Genomic DNA, 18,349 nt, shown 5'->3' with positions numbered 1-18,349 from the left:
ACGGCCCGGGGGACATGAGCGGAGCCGGGCACCCAGTGGCCTTGGCCCGCTCGGTGTCCGCATGCATTGACCGCAAGAGGCCCCCCGCGCCTGCAAGCACTTCCACGAACCTCATCGGCGTGCCTCGCATCACGGAGCAAATGACATGGACCGCGACCGCATCCTGCTGACCCCCGGGCCGCTGACGACGACCCTGCGCACCAAGCTCGCGATGCTGAAGGACTGGGGCTCGTGGGATGCGGACTTCAATGCCGTCACCGCGCAGTTGCGCCAGCGGCTGCTGGACATCGTGCACGGCCACGACACGCACACCGTCGTGCCCTTGCAGGGCAGCGGCACCTTCAGCGTCGAAGCCGCGGTCGCGACCGTCGTGCCGCGCGACGGCCACGTGCTGGTGCTCGACAACGGCGCCTACTGCAAGCGCGCCGCGAAACTGACGCAGCTGATGGGCCGCCGCCTGAGCGTGCTGCCCTTCGGCGAGCAGGAGCCGGTGTCGCCGGCCGCGCTCGAGGCGAAGCTCGAGACCGATGCCTCGGTCACCCACGTGATCCTGATCCACTGCGAGACCGGCACCGGCGTGCTGAACCCGCTGGCCGAGGTGGCCGCGGTCTGCGCGCGGCGCGGCAAGGGCCTGATCGTCGATGCGATGTCGAGCTTCGGCGCGCTGCCGATCGATGCCCGCGAGATCACCTTCGATGCGCTGATCGCCGCCAGCGGCAAGTGCCTCGAGGGCGTGCCGGGCATGGGCTTCGTCTTCCTGCGCAAGACCGTGCTTGAGCGATGCGCGGGCAACAGCCAGAGCCTGGCGATGGACCTCTTCGACCAGCACCAGTACATGGAGAAGACCGGCCAGTGGCGCTTCACGCCGCCGACGCACGTGGTCGTCGCGCTGGCCGAGGCCGTGCAGCAGTTCGTCGACGAAGGCGGCCAACCGGCACGACTGGCGCGCTACACCGACAACTACCGCACGCTGGTCGACGGCATGCAGCGCCTGGGCCTGGTGCCCTTCCTCGACCCCGCGATCCAGGCGCCGATCATCGTCACCTTCCATGCGCCATCGCACCCGGCCTACGATTTCAAGCGCTTCTACGCGGCCGCGAAGGCGCGCGGCTTCATCCTCTATCCTGGCAAGCTCACGGAGATCGAGACCTTCCGCGTCGGCTGCATCGGCGCGATCGGTCGCAACGAGATCCGGCAGGCCGTGAACGCCGTCGCCGAGACGCTCGAAGAGCTCGGCATTCGAGCGCACGATTGAACGCATTCCACGAGGAGACAGCAAGCGCATGGTGACGAAAAAAGACCACCCGGCCCTGACCGCGATCCGCCAGTCGGGCACCGGCAAGGTGAAGGTCGCGGTCAGCGACATCGACGGCGTGCTGCGCGGCAAGTACCTGCACCGCGACAAGTTCTTCGGCGCGGCCGAAACCGGCTTCGGCTTCTGCGACGTCGTCTTCGGCTGGGACACCGGCGACCAGTGCTACGACAACACGCACGTCACCGGCTGGCAGCACGGCTTCCCGGACGCGCAGGCGCGCATCGACCTGTCCACCTTGCGCCAGGTGCCGTGGGACGACAAGGTGCCTTTCTTCCTCGCCGACTTCGTCAACAACGACGGCTCGCCCTACCCGGTGTGCCCACGCCAGATCCTGAAGCGCGTGCTGCGCCGCGCCGACAAGCTCGGCGTCAAGCCGATGGCCGGCATGGAGTTCGAGTGGTTCAACTTCGCCGAGACGCCGCAGAGCTGGGCGGCGAAGAAGGGCGTCGGCCCCGAGAACCTGACGCCCGGCATGTTCGGCTACTCGTTGCTGCGCATGGCCGACAACCGCGGCTTCTTCAACGCGCTGATGGACGAGATGGCCGCGTTCAGCGTGCCGATCGAAGGCCTGCACACGGAGACCGGCCCCGGCGTCTATGAGGTGGCGATCGCCTTCAGCGGCGCGCTCGAAGCGGCCGACCGCGCCATCCTGTTCAAGACCGGCGCCAAGGAGATCGGCAAGCGCTTCGGCATCATGCCCAGCTTCATGGCCAAGTGGAGCGCGCAGTACCCGGGCTGCTCGGGCCACATCCACCAGAGCCTGTCGGACGGCAAGAGCAACCTCTTCCATTCGCCGACCGATCCCCGGGGCATGAGCCCGCTGTTCGAGAGCTACCTTGCCGGCCAGGTGGCCTGCCTGATGGAGTTCGCGCCGATGTTCTGGCCGACGATCAACAGCTACAAGCGCCTGGTCGACGGCTTCTGGGCGCCGGTCAAGCCGACCTGGGGCATCGACAACCGCACAGCAAGCTTTCGGGTGATCGCGGGCTCGCCCAAGTCGACCCGGCTGGAAACGCGCTGCCCCGGCGCCGACGTGAACCCCTACCTCGCGATGGCCGCGGTGATCGCCGCCGGCCTGCACGGCATCGAGCAGGGCCTGAAGCTGACGACGCCCCCGATCACCGGCACCAACCAGGGGGCCGAGCACATCCCGCGCGCGCCGCGTTCGCTGATCCGCGCGACGCACAACTTCAAGGAATCGCAGATCGCCCGCGACTGGTTCGGCGACACCTTCGTCGACCACTTCGCCGCGACGCGCGAATGGGAGCACCGCCAGTGGCAGGATGCGGTGACCGACTGGGAGTTGAAGCGCTACTTCGAGATCATCTGAAGCGCATCAGGCGCCGCGACGAACCGATCATGAGCATCAGTCAATTCAACTTCCCAACCCCGATCCACTTCGGGCCCGGCGCGCGCAAGCTCGTCGCCGAACACCTGCGCGCGCGCGGACTCGAACGGCCGCTGATCGTCACCGATCGCGCGCTCGCGCAGCTGCCGCTGCTGGCCGAGTTCAAGGGGCTGCTGGACATCGCCGGGCTGGTCGCCGGCGTCTACGACGGCGTGCACGGCAACCCCACCTGCGCGCAGGTGATGGCCGGCGCCGACGCGTACCGCGCGCACGAGGCCGACTGCGTGATCGGCTTCGGCGGCGGCGCGGCGCTGGACGTCGCGAAGGTCGTGGGCCTGGCGGCCACGCACGAGGGCGACATCCTCGAGTACGTCTGGGACCACCCGCAGGTGCGGCCCATCGTGCACGAGCTGCCGCACTTCATCGCGCTGCCGACGACCGCCGGCACCGGCAGCGAGGTCGGCCGCTCGGCGGTGGTGTCCGAGAACGACACCCACCACAAGCGCACCGTCTTCAGCCCGAAGATCCTCGCGAAGGCGGTGTTCGCCGACCCGGAGCTGACGCTGGCGCTGCCCGCCGCGATCACCGCGGCGACCGGCATGGACGCGCTGACGCACAACATCGAGAGCTACCTGTCGCCGGCCTACCACCCGCTGTGCGACGGCATCGCGCTGGAAGGCCTGCGCATCGGCGCACGGTCGCTGGCCACCGCGGTGCGCGAGCCCGCGAACCTGCAAGCCCGCGCCGACATGCTGATGAGCTCGATGATGGGCGCCATCGCCTTCCAGAAGGACCTGGGCTCGGTGCACGCCTGCGCCCACGCGCTGGGCGCCGTCTGCGACCTGCACCATGGCCTGGCGAACGCGCTGATGATCGACACGGTGCTGGCCTGGAACCACGAGGCGGTGCCGGGCAAGTTCGACGAGATGGCGCACGTGGTCGGCCTGAAGACCGGCGGCCTTTCCTTCGTCGGCTGGCTGAAGGCCCTGAAGCGCGACATCGGCATCGATGGCGGCCTGGCCGCACGCGGCGTGACGCTCGCGCACATTCCGCAGCTGGTGCCGCTGGCGGCGAAGGACTTCACCGGCCAGACCAACCCGCGGCCGGCCACCGAAGCCGACTACGAGCGCTTCTTCCGCGCGGCGATGTAGGCGCGAACGATGGACCCGGACCGGCCCCTGCTGATCGGCGTCTCGGCGCGCATCTACTACCCCGGCACGCCTGGCATCTCGGAAAGCGGCGTCTGGACCAAGACGCTGCACTACCTCGAGCAGTCCGTCGCCCACTGGCTGTGCGCCGGCGGTGCGATGCCAGTGATGGTGCCTGCGGTCGACCGCGACAGCCTCGTCAAGCGCTCGGACATCGACCTGCCGCACTATGCCCAGGCGCTCGACGGCCTCGTGCTGCAGGGCGGCAACGACGTCGCGCCGGAGTCCTACGGCCAGGCCGCGCTATCGCCTGAATGGAGCGGTGACCGTGTGCGCGACCGCTACGAGATGGCGCTGATCCGCGCCTTCGTCGACGCCGGCAAGCCGGTGTTCGGCATCTGCCGCGGGCTGCAGCTGATCAACGTCGCCTACGGCGGCACGCTGTGGCAGGACATCCCGAGTCTGCGCCCCGAGTCGCAATCGCACCGCGAGAGCGGCCGCTACGAGCGCCACTTCCACGACGTGTCCTTCGTGCCCGGCACCGTGCTGGCCGGCCTCTATCCCGAACAGCCGCACGCGACGGTCAACAGCATCCACCACCAGGGCATCAAGGACCTCGCGCCCGGCTTCGTCATCGAGGCCCGCTGCCCCGGGGACGGCATGATCGAGGCGATCCGACGCGACGGCCCCGGTTATGTCGCCGGCGTGCAATGGCATCCCGAGTTCCACGATCCCGACGACCCGGCGCATTTCGACGACGGGCCGATGCTGAAGCACTTTCTCGCGGCCGCGCGTGCCGTTCGAGGAGACCGATGATGAGCAAGCCCCTGCTGAAGATCTTCAACCCCGCCACCGGCGCCCCGATCGCCGAGCTGCCGGCCGACGATGCCGCGTCGGTGGCCGCGAAAGCCACGGCTGCGCGCGCCGCGCAGCCAGCCTGGGCCCGTGTGCCGATCGCCGACAAGCTGGCCATGATCCAGCGCTTTCGGGCCGGCATCGTCGACCAGCTCGAGACGCTGGCCGCGACCTTGACCGACGAGGTCGGCAAGCCGATCGCACAGGCGCGCAACGAGCTCAACGGCCTGCTGCCGCGGCTGGACTTCTTCCTCGAGCAGGCCGAGGGCGCGATCCGCGACGAGCATGTCTTCGACGGCGGCGGCATGCACGAGCAGATCTCGCATGTGCCGCTCGGCGTCATCGCCAACATCTCGGCCTGGAACTACCCGTACTTCGTCGGCTGCAACGTGCTGGTGCCGGCGCTGCTGACCGGCAATGCGGTGCTCTACAAGCCGAGCGAGTACGCCACGCTGACGGGGCAGCACATCACGCGGCTGCTGCATGCGGCCGGCGTGCCGGCCGACGTGCTGCAGTGCCTCGTCGGCGCGGGCGACGTCGGCGCGGCACTGCTGGCGCAGCGCATCGACGGCGTGTTCTTCACCGGCAGCCACGCCACCGGCCAGCGCATCGCGGCGGCCGTCTCGGGGCGCCTGATCAGGCTGCAGCTCGAGCTCGGCGGCAAGGACCCGACCTACGTGCGCGCCGATGCCGATGCGAAGGCAGCAGCCGAGAGCCTGGCCGACGGCGCGATGTACAACACCGGCCAGAGCTGCTGCTCGGTCGAGCGCATCTACGTGCACGAAGCCATCCACGATGCCTTCGTCGAGCACTTCCTCGCCACCGTCGACACCTTCAAGCAGGGCGACGTGAAGGACCCGTCGACCTACATCGGCGCGATCACCCGCGCACCGCAGCTCGACGTGCTCGACGCCCAGGTCGCCGATGCGTTGGCCAAGGGCGCGACCCTGCACTGCGGCGGACGGCGCGGTGCCGGGCCCGGCAACCACTTCCCGCCGACCGTGTTCACCCACGTCAACCACACGATGGACCTGATGCGCGAGGAGAGCTTCGGCCCGGTGATCGGCATCCAGAAGGTGAGCGGCGACGACGAGGCCGTGAGGCTGATGAACGACACGCGCTACGGCCTGACCGCCGGTGTCTACACCCGCGACGAGGCGGCCGCGCGCACCTTGCTCTCGCAGGTGAATGCCGGCAGCGTCTACTGGAACTGCTGCGACCGGGTGAGCCCGCGGCTGCCGTGGTCCGGTGTCGGCGACTCGGGCGTCGGCCTGACCCTGTCGAGCTACGGCATCCAGGCCTTCACGCGGCCCAAGGCCTGGCACCTGCGCAGCCCCGGCTGATGGTCGCGCTGACGCTGTTCGACCTCGACCACACGCTGCTCGATGGCGACAGCGACGTGCTGTGGTGCGAGTTCCTGATGGACCGCGGCGTGCTCGACCGTGACGACTTCGGCGCGCGCAACGCGGCGATGGATCGCGACTACCGCGCCGGCACCGTCAGCGCGCAGGACTTCTGCGCCTTCTACGTGTCGACGCTCGCCGGCCGCAGCCTCGATGCGTGGCAGCCGCTGCGCCGCGTCTTCCTCGACGAGGTGGTGGCGCCGCGCATCAAGCCCGCCGCCCGCGCGCTGGTGCAGCGCCATGCCGAGGCCGGCGAGCTGCTGGTGATGACGACGGCCACCAACCGCTTCATCACCGAGCTGACCGCCGCGCACCTCGGCCTGCCGCACCTGATCGCCACCGAGTGCGAGCGGCTGGGCGACGGCTTCTCGGGCCGCCCGGCCGGCACGCTGAACATGCGCGAGGGCAAGGTCGCGCGCCTGCAGGCCTGGCTGGCCGAGCGGCAGATCCGGCTCGACGAATGCCGCTCGACGCTGTACAGCGACTCGATCAACGACCTGCCGCTGATGTCGGCCGTGAAGCATGCGGTGGCCGTCGATCCCGATCCGCGGCTGCAGGCCGAAGCGACGGCCCGCGGCTGGCCGGTGATCTCGCTGATGCACTGAGCCTGCCGCGATGGACGCTGCGCCGTTCAAGTCCGTCGCCTATGCCGCCATCGAGCCCGGCCCGCGGCTGATCGTGCTGGGCGCGGTGCACGGCAACGAGACCTGCGGCACTCGGGCGATCGAGCGGGTGATCGCCGACCTCGATGGCGGGCGGTTGAAGCTCGCGCGCGGTGCGCTGACCTTCGTGCCGGTGAGCAATCCGCTGGCCTACCAACTCGGCCGCCGCGCGGGCGACCGCAACCTCAACCGCAAGCTCGGCCCGACCGACGCCCCGCGCGAGTACGAGGACCATGTCGCGAACTGGCTGTGCCCGCTGCTCGCGCAGCACGAGGTGCTGCTGGACCTGCACTCGTTCCAGTCGCCCGGCGTGCCCTTCGTGCTGGTCGGGCCGACCGACAACGACGGCCCGCTGGAGCCGTTCAGCCAGGCCGCGCGCGAAGAAGCGCTGGCGCTGCGACTGGGCGTCGGGCGCGCGGTGGACGGCTGGCTCGACACCTATGCCCGCGGCGTCGCGCGCCGCCGGACGCTGCTGGCGGCGCGGCCGGAACTGACGCTGGACCTCGACCCGCGCTACGGCATCGGCACCACCGAGTACATGCGCTCGGTCGGCGGCTGCGCGCTGACGCTGGAGTGCGGGCAGCACGACGATCCGCGGGCCCCGGACGTCGGCCATCGCGCGATCGTCAATGCCCTCGCCCACCTGCGGCTGATCGACGCGCCCGACCCGCCGCCCGCGCAGCGCTTCGAGGGGCTGCACCTCGCCGACGTGGTCGACCGCCTGCATGCCGCCGATGCCTTCGTGAAGCCGTGGACCAGCTTCGACCGCGTCGCGGCCGGCGAGCTCATTGCCCGTCGCCACGACGGCGCGGCGATCACCGCCCCGTTCGACGGCTGCATCCTGTTCCCGAACCCGAATGCCGAACCCGGTGCCGAGTGGTTCTACCTGGCGCAACCCCACCCTCGCCTGACGCGCTGAGCAGCTGTCAAGCTCCCTCGCCGAGCAGCGCCAGCAGGGCCTGCAGCGTGTCCGCCTCGTGCAGCGGCTTGTCGTCGCGGATGCGCACCATGCGCGGGAAGCGCAGCGCGATGCCGCTCTTGTGGCGCGGGCTGCGCTGGAGGCCTTCGAAGCCGAGCTCGAAGACCAGCGTCGGCTTCACGCTGCGCACCGGGCCGAACTTCTCCAGCGTGGTCGCGCGGATGCGGGCATCGACGCGGCGGAACTCCTCGTCGGTGAGGCCCGAGTAGGCCTTCGTGAAGGCGACCAGCTGCAGGCCGTCCGGGTCCGCGGGCGCCCGGCGGGCGATCGCCTCGACCACCGCATCGGCTTCGGCCGCATCGCGCGGCGCGCGGTTCCACACCGCGAAGGTGTAGTCGGTGTAGACGCTGGCGCGGCGGCCGTGGCCGGCCTGGGCGTAGACCAGCACGCCGTCGACCGTCATCGGGTCGATCTTCCACTTCCACCAGACGCCCTCGGACTTGGTGCGGCCGCTGCCGTACGCAGCGTCGCGGTGCTTCAGCATCAGGCCTTCGACGCCGCGCGCGCGGCTGGTGGCCCGCTGCGCGGCGAGCGACGGCCAATCAGGGCCGCTCACAATATGCGATAGGTGAATCGGTGTCGCGGACAGCAGTGCTTCGAGCCGTGCGCGGCGCTCGTGCTGCGGCCGCGAACGAAGGTCCGCATGGTCCTGCTCCAGCAGGTCGTAGGCGATGAAGTCGACGGGCGCCTCGGCGAGCACCTTCCTGCCCAGGCTCTTGCGGCCGATGCGCTGCTGCAGCAGCTGGAACGGCGACGGCACCTCGGCCCCGGTCGGCCACACCAGCAGCTCGCCGTCGAGCACGGTGCCGTCGGGCAGGTGGCCGGCCTGCGCGACCACCTCGGGGAAGCGCTCGGTCACCAGCTCTTCGCCGCGCGACCAGATCCACACCTGCCCGGCGCGGCGCACCAGTTGCGCGCGGATGCCGTCGTACTTCCACTCGGCCAACCATTCGTGCACGTCGCCGAGCGACTCCGGCGGCGCCTGCAGCGCATGGGCCAGGAAGAACGGGTACGGCTGGCCGGCGTCGAGCATCGGCTGGGCCTCGGCCGCCAGCAGCGCGCCCAGCCGTGCCGCACTCGGCGCGCTGCGCGCGTCGGTGTAGCCCATCATGCGCTGCGCGACCAGCTTGGCATCGAGCCCCGCATGCCGGGCCAGTGCACGCTGCACCAGCAATTTGCTGACGCCGACGCGAAAGCCGCCGCCGATCAGCTTGACCAGCAGGAAGCGCTCGTCCGGCGCCAGCTCGTACAACCAGTCGCGCAGCGCGGCGGCCGTGCGCTCCGGCGCCGCGCCGCGCAGCGGCAGCAGGCGCTGCTCCAGCCAGGCGGCGAGACCGAGCTCGCTGCGGCGCACCGGCGGCGGCAGCACCAGCGCGATCGTCTCGGCGAGGTCGCCGACGGCCTGGTAGCTCTCCTCGAACAGCCACTCGGGAATCTCCGCCAGCGCCAGCGCAGTCGCGCGAAGCAGCGCGGTCGGCACGGTCTGCCGCGGCTTGCCGCCGGCCAGGAAGTAGACGCCCCACGCGGCGTCGGCCGGCGGCGCCTCGGCCAGGTAGCGCACCAGTGCCGCCACCTTGGCGTCGGTCGACGTGCTGGCATCGAGCTCGGCGTACAGGCGGGCGAAGCGTTGCACGGGCTCAGCGAGCGATCGACGTGCCCGGGGTCACTGCAGGTGCTGCTGGAAGAAGCGCAGCACGTGCCCCCATTGCAGCGCCTGGTTCGCGCGCGAGGACGCGCCATGCCCCTCGTCGGCGAAGATCATCAGCTCCAGCGGCACGCCGCGCTGGCGCGCGACCTCGTGCATCTGCAGTGCCTCGCCCACCGGCACGCGCGGGTCGTTGGCACCCTGCACGATCATCAGCGGCGCCTTCAGCTGCTGCACCCACGTCGTCGGCGACAGCTGGATCAGCGCCTCGCGGTCGGCCACCGGGTCGCCGTACTCGGTGACCCGCAGCGCACGCCGGTACGGCGCGGTGTTCTCGAGGAAGCTCAGCAGGTTGGCGATGCCGACGTTGGAGACACCCGCGTCGTAGGCGCCGGCGAAGCGCGTCATCGCCATCAGCGCCGCGTAACCGCCGTAGCTGCCGCCGTAGACGCCGATGCGCGGCGCCGCACCGTTGCGCGTCCCCACGCGGCGCAGGTGGCGTGCGGCGTCCTCGATGTCGCCGATCACCTGCAGGCGCTTCGCGCCGTTGTCGGCATCGAGCCAGGCACGGCCGTAGCCCGACGAGCCGCGCACGTTGGGCTCGGCGATCACGAAGCCGGCGTCGACGAAGAGCTGCCAGATCGGCGAGAAGCCCGGCCGCGACTGGCTTTCCGGCCCGCCGTGGAAGTGCACGATCACCGGGCATGGCGGCGCCGCGGCATCGGCGCAGCGCGCCGAGCGCCGGACGAACATCGGGATCGGCGTGCCGTCGCGTGCGGGATAACTCTCGAGGGACGCGGCCGCGAACTGGCGCGTCTCGGCCTCCGGCGTCGACGGCAGTGTCCAGCGCACCAGCGTGCGGTCGCGCCAGTTCCACAGCGCGGTCTCGCGCGGGCGGTCGGGTGCCGCGAGGCCGAGCACCACGTATTCGCCGTCGGCGCTGGCCGCGCCCACCACCTGGTGATCGAGCCCGGCCGGCCACGGCAGCGGCAACGGCGCGAAGCTCGTCGCGTCGAGGACCTGCACCCGCCTGTAGCCGGCCTCGTTGATCGTCAGGTACAGGCGCCTGCGCGCCGGGTCGAGCATCAGGTTCTCGATGTCCCAGCGCTCGCCGCCGGGCACGTCCACCGGCGCCAGCGCCTGGCCGGGAAGCCACTGGTAGACACGAGTGAAGCCGCTCGGCTTGGAGGTGGCGACGATGTAGCGGTCGGGTTGCGCACCGAAGCGCATCAGGTAGTCGGCGTATTCGCCCTGGCCGAGCAGCGGCGTCAGGCGGGCGCTGGCTTCGTCGAACAGCCACCACTCGCGGCCGCGCGAGCCGGTGGCCTTCACCAGCAGCAGGCGGCCCGGTGCGACGTCGGCGACGCGCCAGAAGCCCTGGCCGTCGTGGAGGCGCTCGCTGCGCGCGGCCGCGATGTCGTGGCGGTAGACGGCGTAGGAATCACGGCGCACGTCGTTGGCCACGTAGTAGGCATGGCGGCCGTCGGGCGAGAAGTGCTGGAAGGCGGTCTGCACGCCGGCCTTGTGCTGCACCTCGCGCAGCGGGCCGCCTTCGGCGGACTGCAGGTAGAAGCCGGGGTTCTCCTCACCCTGCCGGTCGCGCTGCAGCGCCAGCCAGCGGCCGTCGGGCGACACCGCGGCCACCTCGGTGCGCTCTTCGCCGGCGGTGAGCTGCTGCGGGAAGCGCTCGGGGCCGTCGAGGCGCCACACCTGGTCGACACCGGTGACGCGCCAGCCGAAGTACAGGCGCCGGCCATCGGGCGACGGCACGCCGAGGCCCGGCGGCCGCAGGTCGAGCAGGCGCTGGATGCGCCGCGAGATGTCCGCCGGCAGCGGCGGCGGCCGGAAGCGCGCCAGCACCTCGGGCGCCACCGAGGCGGCGCCGAGGCCGCGGTAGGCCGGCGCCGCATCGTCCTGCGCCGACGCCGGCACGGCGGCGATCAGTCCGATGAGGCAGGCGGCCAGGCGCCGCAGGATCCACAGTGACCGAGGGCTCACGCGTCATCTCCGGGAACGTCGGCGAGCGGCGATTCTGGCGTTCGCTCGTCGCCGTACTCGGTATGGAAAGCCCCGGCATCGAAGCCTTGCTCGCGCAGCCAACGCACCATCACCGCCTCGGCCCCATGGGTCACGATCACGCGTTCGGCGCCGGTGGCGCGGATCGCGCGCTGCAGCCCGGGCCAGTCGGCATGGTCGGACAGCACGAAGCCGCGGTCCACGCCCTGCCGCCGCCGCGCCCCGCGCAGCTGCATCCAGCCGCTGGCGAAGGCATCGCTGAAGTCGCCGAAGCGCCGCGCCCAGGCGCTCGCATGCACCGACGGCGGCGCGATCACCAGCGCGCCCGGCGGCACACGCCGTGCGGCCAGGTTCACCGCGACCGTCGTCGGCGGCAACGCCACGCCGGCCTGGCGGTAGGCCTCATTCAGCGTCTCGACCGCGCCATGCACGAGGATCGGTCCGATCGACGCATCGACACCGGCCAGCAGCCGCTGCGCCTTGCCGAAGGCATAGCCCATCAGCAGGCTCGCGCGGCCGGCAGCGGCATTGGCACGCCACCAGGCGTCGATCTCGGCGAAGACCCCGGCCTGCGGCTGCCAGCGGTAGACCGGCAGGCCGAAGGTCGATTCGGTGACGAAGCAGTCGCAGGCGATCGGCTCGAACGGCGGGCAGGTGGGGTTGCTTTCGTCGTGGGCGCTGGCGTAGTAGTCGCCGGACACCACCCAGGTCACGCCGCGGTGCTGCAGCCGCACCTGCGCCGAGCCGAGCACGTGGCCGGCCGGGTGCAGGCTGATGCGCACGCCGCGGTGCTCGACCACCTCGCCGTAGTCCAGGCCCTGCAGCGGCAGGTCGGCGCCCAGCCGCGCGCGCAGCACGCCGTCGCTGATCGCCGTCGCCAGCACGTGGGCATGGCCGGGCCGCGCGTGGTCGCCGTGCGCATGGGTGATCACCGCGCGATCGACCGGCCGCCAGGGGTCGATGAAGAAGTCGCCGGGGGGGCAGTACAGGCCTTCGGGCCGCTCGACGACGAGGTCGTCCGCGGGCATCAGTATTTCCCGCTGATGCCCGCCAGGCGCAGGAACCAGTAGGCGGTCCAGGCGACGAAGCCGCGCCGCAGCGTGCCCCACCAGCCCGGGCCGGCCGGCGGCTGCGTGACCTCGCGCGAGGCCAGCACCGCCGATTCGAAGCGCAGCGCGAGCTCGCCGGTGAAGTGCAGGTCGCGGATGATCACGTTGGCTTCCAGGTTCAGCAGCAGCGACAGCGGATCGATGTTGCTCGAGCCGACGGTCGCCCAGTCGTCGTCGACCACCGCGACCTTGGCATGCAGGAAGGCCGGCGTGTACTCGAAGACGCGCACGCCGGCATCGAGCAGCTCGCCGTACAGCACCTGCGCGGCCAGCGCCGCGAAGCGGTAGTCCGGCTTGCCCTGCAGCAGCAGGCGCACCTGCACGCCGCGCTCGGCCGCGTGCTTCAGCGCCTTGCGGAACGGACGGCCCGGATAGAAGTACGCGCAGATGATCTCGACGCGCTGGCGTGCGCGGTTGATCGCATCGATGTAGGCATGTTCGATCGCGCGGCGCTGGCGAAGGTTGTCGCGCACGACGAAGGCCGCGCGCACCGGCGGCAGCTCGGCCAGCGCCGCGCCATGCGGTGTGCCCGGCTTCAGGATGCGCAGCCGCGAGGCCATGCGCCGGGCGCGTGCCACCGGCTCGGCGCTGCGGGCCAGCGTCAACAGCTCGTCCTTCCAGTCGGTGCCCAGCGCCGCGCGGCTCCACATCGCGCGCGCGGTCTGCTCGATCGAATCGACCAGCGGCCCCTGCACCTCGGTCGCGAAATCCAGCCGCGGCGCGTCGCCGAAGCCGTGGTTCAGGTCGTTGCGGTCGTCGATGACGTTGATGCCGCCGACGAAAGCCCACTGGCCGTCGATCACGCACAGCTTCTGGTGCAGCCGGCGCAGCTGGCCGGGCTGCAGCAGGCGCCACCAGCGGTCGACCGGCCGGAAGACCACCAGCTGCACGCCGGCCGGCAGCAGCAGCTCGCGCAGCGCGGGCAGCGTCGCCTTGGAGCCGAAGCCGTCGACGACCACGCCGACCCACACGCCGCGGCGCGCGGCGTCGGCCAGCGCGCCGGCCACACAGCGGGCCGCGTCGTCGTCATGGAAGATGTAGGTCGCCAGCCAGACCTGCCGCCGGGCCTGCGCGATCGCCGCGCACATCGCCGGGAACAGCTCGTCGCCGCCGGCGAGCAGGCGCACCCGGTTGCCACCGGTCAGCGCCGCGCGCGTGGCCAGCGACGGGCGCAGCAGCGTGCCCGGCGGCAGGCCGGGATAGCGGCGGCGGTGGTCGACAGGCGGCATCGGCGGCTGGGCGCGCCGCCTTCAGAGCCTGGGTCAAGGGAACGTGGGCGGGCGGCGCGTGGGGCCGATTCTGGACCGAAGCGCCGTCCTGGCGGTGTCGGGCGGTGTCGTGCGTGCCCGAGCGGGCGCCGCGACGAAGCCGCGCTCAGGCCGGCTGCGCGTCCAGCACCTCGTCGGCGGCCTCGGCGTCCTGCGCCCGGGCGGCGGCCTGCAGCACGCTGCGCGAGCCGTCGAGGCGCAGGAAATGCTCCTCGATGAATTCCTTCTCGACCAGCGTGCGCTGCATCGCGTGCTTCAGGTTGTCGAGCTCGGTGGCGTGTTCGTCGCGCTCCGCGGACACCTCGGCGAGCTTGCGGCGCGCTTCCTTCAGCGCCTCGTTGTCGGCGGCACCGCCGGGGTTCGCGGCGGCCAGCTGCTCGACGTCGGCGGCCAGCGCCTCGGCCTTGAGCTCGGCCACGCGCACCCGCTCCCGCGCGCGCTCGATGATCTGCTGGTGCTTGGCGACCTCGCCGCGCAGCGCCTCGACGGTGTGGCCCTTCTCCTCGGCGATCTTGTTGGCCGCGCGCAGCTCGACGATGATGCGGTGCGCCTCGTTGAGCCGGCGACGCATGGTCTCGCTCTCGGACACCAGCTTGTCGCGCTGCGCGACGATGCTTTCCAGATCGGCCTGGTGCCTGCGCTGCCACTCGCCGAGCTTGGACGCGTCGAGCCCTTTCAGGCCCTCCATCATCTTGCGGATGTCGACCAGCGCCTTCTCGGTGCTCTCGGTGCTCGGCGCGGCCTGCATCTCTTCCATCATCTGGTTGAGCTTGTCGAGCAGCTCGATGCCGGCCACCGGCGTCGGGATCACGGCCTGCACCGCCCGCTCGGCCGGTGCGCCGCCACCGAAGCCGCCGCGCAGCGCGTCGACGATCTTGTAGCCGGCATCGCGCACGACACGCGCCGAGTCGTTGAGCTCGCGCGAGGCGCTGACCATCATCTCGCGCGTCTGCTCGGTCTGGCCGAGGATGCGCACGAGCATGTACACCAGCAGGATCAGGATGATCGCGTTGCTGACGAAGACAACCGCGACGGCGAGGTTGACGAGGTCCATGGCGGTACTTCGGCGCGATCAGAGCGCCATGAAGGTCATGCGGCCTTCGCCGAGACCGGGGATCGACAGCAGGTAGTCGCAGCGCTCGCCGCCGCGCTCGAGCAGTTCGACCAGCTTCGGGAAGCCCGCGGGCACCAGCATCGAACGCGCCAGCGTGCAACCCTCCGGGGCGTTGTCGACCTGCAGCATCATGCCCGCGGCGCGCAGGAAGGTGGTGGCCTGCGCGACCATCGTCTCCTGCGGCTCGGCCGCCAGCTGCGCCGCGGTGATGTCGGACACCGGCAGCCGCGCGGCGCCACCGCCGACCAGGCAGACGCTGTTGACGTCGAGCACGCCGACGGCCGCCGCCGGGCGACCGGGCGCCGAGTACAGGCCCAGCAGGTTGTTCGGGCCCAGCGCGCCGGGCTCCATCGCCTCATGCGGCTTCAGGCTGAAGGCCTGGCCGCCCAGCGTGTGCTCGACCAGGCCCTGGGCATGGTCGACCCGCAGGGGCCGCTCGGACGGTGCAGCGGCCGCCGGCGGTGCTGGCGCGGCTTCGGGTGCGGCTGCCGGTGCAGCGGCCGCGGGCTTCGCCGGCGCGACTGCGGGCGCCCGCTGCGGCTTCGGGCCGTTGTACGGCACGACCGCGCGGATGTGGTCGATCAGTTCGTTGTCGCGGAACGGCTTGTTGACGACGAAGGCCGCCCCGTTGGTGCGGGCCTGCTCGATCATCGCCGGACGCGACTCGGTGGTCACGAAGCCGACCTTCACATGCGTCTGGCCGAGCTGGCGCAGCGTCTGCAGCAGTTCCATGCCGGAGACACGCGGCATGTGCCAGTCGGTGATCAGCAGCTGCGGCGTGAAGCTCGGCAGCAGGCTCAGCGCTTCTTCACCGTCGGCCGCGCGGCGGATCTCGGTGGCCGGGTAGCCGCATTCCTCGATCAGGCGCGCAACGATGGCCTGGATCGCGCGACTGTCGTCGACGACCATGAATCGATACGGCGTGCTGGATGCGTTCAATGCGGGCTCCCTCGGGGCCAGGCCGCCGGGCAGCATGGCTGGGCGCCAGGCTGCATGCGGCAGCCCGGCATGCAGCGGTTATCGACCCGCTGTAGGGAAACTTCAATCCGGCGTGAGCTCGACCACCAGCGGCAGGTGATCGGACATGCGCGCCCAGGCCGGCCCGCGCGGCACATGCGTCGAAACGCACTTGAAGCCGCGGGTGTAGATGCGGTCGAGCGTGAACAAGGGCACGCGCGACGGGAAGGTCCGTGCAGGAATGCCGGTTCGCGCGCGATGCAGTCCGCGCTGATGCATCGGCGCATCGAGGCGTTCGCCCCAGTCGTTGAAGTCGCCGGCGACGAGCACATGCGCTTCGCCCGGCACCTGGGCGGCCAGGTACTGCGCCAGGCGGTCGACCTGGCGCACGCGGCTGGAGTGGATCAGCCCGAAGTGGGCGACGATCACGTGCACCTCGATGCCCTGCCACAGTACCGGCACGTGCAGCAGGCCGCGCTGCTCGAAGCGGTGGTCGCTGACGTCGTGGTGGTAGACCTCGCCCAGCGGCCAGCGCGCGAGCAGCGCGTTGCCATGCTCGCCGTGCTTGGTGATCGCATTGGTGCGGTAGGCGACGTCGTAGCCCTCCGGTGCCAGGAAATCGGCCTGCCCGCCATCGGGCCAGCCGAGCAGCGTGCGTTCGAAGCGCATCGCGTCGCGCTGGTGGAACAGGCGCACCTCCTGCAGGCACACCAGGTCGGCATCGAGCGCCTCGATGCCGAGACCCAGGTTGTGGATCTCCAGGCGCTTGCCGACGACACCGCGAACGCCCTTGTGGATGTTGTAGGTCGCCACGCGCAGCGTGTGGCTGGTGAACTGCGTGCTCGGCGGTGCGAAGCGGGACGGGCTGAAGTGCCGGGCTCTCATCGGTTCTCTTGCAGCAATCTGCGGGCCACGCCCCGGGCTCAGCTTGGCAGGAACCGGGGCAGCTGCAGTATCGCCTCGGCGTTGGACGGGGAGAAGCAGCGATCGGCCGCTTCGCGCCACGGCAGCCAGGCCTGCTGCAAGTGTTCGCGCGGATTTAGCCGCACGATGCAGGGCGCCGGCACCGTCAGGCCGAAGACGTGCTCGGTGTTGTGGGTCACGCCCGGGGCGTAACGGTGACGCCATACCGGATAGATCTCGTAGAGGTTCGAGAATTGCCAGTCGCGCAAGGCGGCAAGCGGCAGGCCCGGCGAGCCGATCACCAGGCCGGTTTCCTCCTCGACCTCGCGCACGCAGGTCTCGATTAGCGCCTCGTCGGCGCGGTCCTTCGAGCCGGTGACGCTCTGCCAGTAGCCGGGCTGGTCGGCACGCTCGATCAGCAGCACCTCGCGCGCCGGCGTGTGGATGACCACCAGCACGCTCTCGGGAATCTTGAAGGGCCGGCCGGCCATCAGCCGGCGCGCCGCTGCTTCACCGCCTGCGCCAGGCTGCGCAGCACCGGCACCGTGTCGTCCCAGCCGATGCAGGCATCGGTGATCGAGATCCCCGGCTGCAGCGCCACGCCCGGCTTCAGGTCCTGGCGGCCTTCGGCGAGGTGGCTCTCGACCATCACGCCCATGATGCGCTGTTCGCCGGCGGCGATCTGCGCGGCGATGTCGCGCGCGACGTCGATCTGGCGCCGGTGCTGCTTGGCCGAGTTGGCATGCGAGCAGTCGATCATCACCTGCTCGCGCAGCTTCGCCTTGCGCAGCACCGCGCAGGCGGCCTCGACATCGGCCGCCGCGTAGTTCGGCTGCTTGCCGCCGCGCAGGATGATGTGGCCGTCGGGGTTGCCGCGGGTCTCGAAGATCGCCGCGACGCCCATCTTGGTCATGCCCATGAACGAATGCGGCGCGGCCGACGCCAGCACCGCGTCGGCCGCGACCTGCACGCTGCCGTCGGTGCCGTTCTTGAAGCCGACCGGGCAGGACAGGCCCGACGCGAGCTGCCGGTGGCTCTGGCTCTCGGTGGTGCGCGCGCCGATCGCGCCCCAGGCGATCAGGTCGGACTGGTACTGCGGCGTCAGCAGGTCGAGGAACTCGGTGCCCGCCGGCAGCCCGAGCGCGCTGATCTGCAGCAGCAGCTGGCGCGCGAGGCGCAGGCCTTCGTTGATGCGGAAGCTGCCGTCCAGGCGCGGATCGTTGATGTAGCCCTTCCAGCCGACCGTCGTGCGCGGCTTCTCGAAGTACACGCGCATCACGACGATCAGATCGTCGCCGAGCTCGTCGGCCAGCGGCTTCAGCCGCCGGGCGTAGTCCATCGCCTGCGCATGGTCGTGGATCGAGCACGGGCCGACCACCACCACCAGCCGGTCATCGCGGCCGTGCAGCACGCGTCCGATCGCCTCGCGCGTGGTCTCGACCAGCGCCTCGACCGCCGGCGTCACCGGCAGCTCCTCCAGCAGCACCGCGGGCGATACCAGCGCGCGCACCGCGGCGATGCGCACGTCGTCGATGCGCGTGGTGTCCAGCGTCTCGCCGGCGCTGTCCGAAACGCGCACCCCGGCTTCGTGGTCGTGGCGGAAGTCGTCGAGGGCTGGCATACGAGT

Annotated in this window: 16 protein-coding genes; 7 read left to right on the top strand and 9 right to left on the bottom strand. The window is 71.0% G+C overall.

Translation table 11 applies throughout. The annotated features are described in order from the left end of the window. Positions 1–145 precede the first annotated feature (145 nt). Genes P1K89_RS30645 through P1K89_RS30615 form a run of 7 tightly spaced genes read left to right on the top strand, consistent with a single transcriptional unit; the run spans position 146 to position 7,650 of the window. Entirely contained in the window at positions 146–1,255 is a 1,110-nt protein-coding gene (locus P1K89_RS30645) for a 2-aminoethylphosphonate--pyruvate transaminase (RefSeq protein ID WP_284620352.1), read from the top strand. A 28-nt stretch (positions 1,256–1,283) separates the two neighbouring features. Beyond that, positions 1,284–2,645 (top strand): glutamine synthetase family protein, encoded by a 1,362-nt coding sequence (locus P1K89_RS30640; protein WP_284620351.1) that lies wholly within the window; start codon positions 1,284–1,286, stop codon positions 2,643–2,645. Between the two features lie 29 nt (positions 2,646–2,674). Further along, the gene (locus tag P1K89_RS30635) at positions 2,675–3,814 is read left to right on the top strand and encodes an iron-containing alcohol dehydrogenase (protein WP_284620350.1); all 1,140 of its coding nucleotides are present in this window, start codon (positions 2,675–2,677) and stop codon (positions 3,812–3,814) included. Positions 3,815–3,823: 9 nt separating this feature from the next. Then, a complete protein-coding gene (locus P1K89_RS30630; RefSeq protein WP_284620349.1) occupies positions 3,824–4,627 on the top strand; it encodes a gamma-glutamyl-gamma-aminobutyrate hydrolase family protein in 804 nt (267 codons plus the stop codon). Next, positions 4,627–6,009, top strand: a complete 1,383-nt coding sequence (locus P1K89_RS30625) for an aldehyde dehydrogenase family protein (RefSeq protein WP_284620348.1) — start codon at positions 4,627–4,629, stop codon at positions 6,007–6,009. Before P1K89_RS30630 ends, P1K89_RS30625 begins: the two co-directional genes overlap by 1 nt. After that, on the top strand, positions 6,009–6,674 hold the full coding sequence (locus P1K89_RS30620) for an HAD family hydrolase (protein ID WP_284620347.1): 666 nt from the start codon (positions 6,009–6,011) through the stop codon (positions 6,672–6,674). The genes P1K89_RS30625 and P1K89_RS30620 overlap by 1 nt, the downstream gene beginning before the upstream one ends. Positions 6,675–6,684: 10 nt before the next feature. Beyond that, the gene (locus P1K89_RS30615; protein ID WP_284620346.1) at positions 6,685–7,650 is read left to right on the top strand and encodes a succinylglutamate desuccinylase/aspartoacylase family protein; all 966 of its coding nucleotides are present in this window, start codon (positions 6,685–6,687) and stop codon (positions 7,648–7,650) included. A 7-nt stretch (positions 7,651–7,657) separates the two neighbouring features. On the opposite strand, the gene P1K89_RS30610 is transcribed toward P1K89_RS30615, so the two are convergent. From P1K89_RS30610 to P1K89_RS30570, 9 genes are all read right to left on the bottom strand, one after another. Continuing rightward, positions 7,658–9,343 carry an ATP-dependent DNA ligase gene (locus P1K89_RS30610; RefSeq protein WP_284620345.1) on the bottom strand — a complete coding sequence of 562 codons (1,686 nt, stop codon included), beginning with the start codon at positions 9,341–9,343 and terminating at the stop codon, positions 7,658–7,660. 30 nt (positions 9,344–9,373) lie between these two features. Beyond that, positions 9,374–11,353 carry a S9 family peptidase gene (locus tag P1K89_RS30605; protein WP_284620344.1) on the bottom strand — a complete coding sequence of 660 codons (1,980 nt, stop codon included), beginning with the start codon at positions 11,351–11,353 and terminating at the stop codon, positions 9,374–9,376. Further along, the gene (locus tag P1K89_RS30600) at positions 11,350–12,399 is read right to left on the bottom strand and encodes a ligase-associated DNA damage response exonuclease (protein WP_284620343.1); all 1,050 of its coding nucleotides are present in this window, start codon (positions 12,397–12,399) and stop codon (positions 11,350–11,352) included. Before P1K89_RS30600 ends, P1K89_RS30605 begins: the two co-directional genes overlap by 4 nt. After that, a complete protein-coding gene (gene clsB / locus P1K89_RS30595; RefSeq protein WP_284620342.1) occupies positions 12,399–13,709 on the bottom strand; it encodes a cardiolipin synthase ClsB in 1,311 nt (436 codons plus the stop codon). Before clsB ends, P1K89_RS30600 begins: the two co-directional genes overlap by 1 nt. A gap of 145 nt (positions 13,710–13,854) precedes the next feature. Then, positions 13,855–14,802, bottom strand: a complete 948-nt coding sequence (locus tag P1K89_RS30590; RefSeq protein ID WP_284620341.1) for a hypothetical protein — start codon at positions 14,800–14,802, stop codon at positions 13,855–13,857. An 18-nt stretch (positions 14,803–14,820) separates the two neighbouring features. Beyond that, positions 14,821–15,801, bottom strand: coding sequence for a response regulator (locus P1K89_RS30585; protein WP_284620340.1), 981 nt, complete (start codon positions 15,799–15,801; stop codon positions 14,821–14,823). 102 nt (positions 15,802–15,903) lie between these two features. Continuing rightward, complete coding sequence (locus tag P1K89_RS30580) at positions 15,904–16,704, bottom strand: endonuclease/exonuclease/phosphatase family protein (protein WP_284620339.1); 801 nt, start codon at positions 16,702–16,704, stop codon at positions 15,904–15,906. A gap of 38 nt (positions 16,705–16,742) precedes the next feature. Next, entirely contained in the window at positions 16,743–17,213 is a 471-nt protein-coding gene (nudB, locus tag P1K89_RS30575) for a dihydroneopterin triphosphate diphosphatase (protein WP_284620338.1), read from the bottom strand. After that, positions 17,213–18,343 carry a 3-deoxy-7-phosphoheptulonate synthase gene (locus tag P1K89_RS30570; RefSeq protein ID WP_284620337.1) on the bottom strand — a complete coding sequence of 377 codons (1,131 nt, stop codon included), beginning with the start codon at positions 18,341–18,343 and terminating at the stop codon, positions 17,213–17,215. Before P1K89_RS30570 ends, nudB begins: the two co-directional genes overlap by 1 nt. Between the last annotated feature and the right edge of the window lie 6 nt (positions 18,344–18,349).

Origin of the sequence: Aquabacterium humicola (assembly GCF_030167915.1) — a bacterium.
Taxonomy (GTDB): domain Bacteria; phylum Pseudomonadota; class Gammaproteobacteria; order Burkholderiales; family Burkholderiaceae_C; genus Pseudaquabacterium; species Pseudaquabacterium humicola.
The sequence above is the reverse complement of the archived record's forward strand: the minus strand, read 5'-3'. Positions and strand labels throughout refer to the sequence as shown.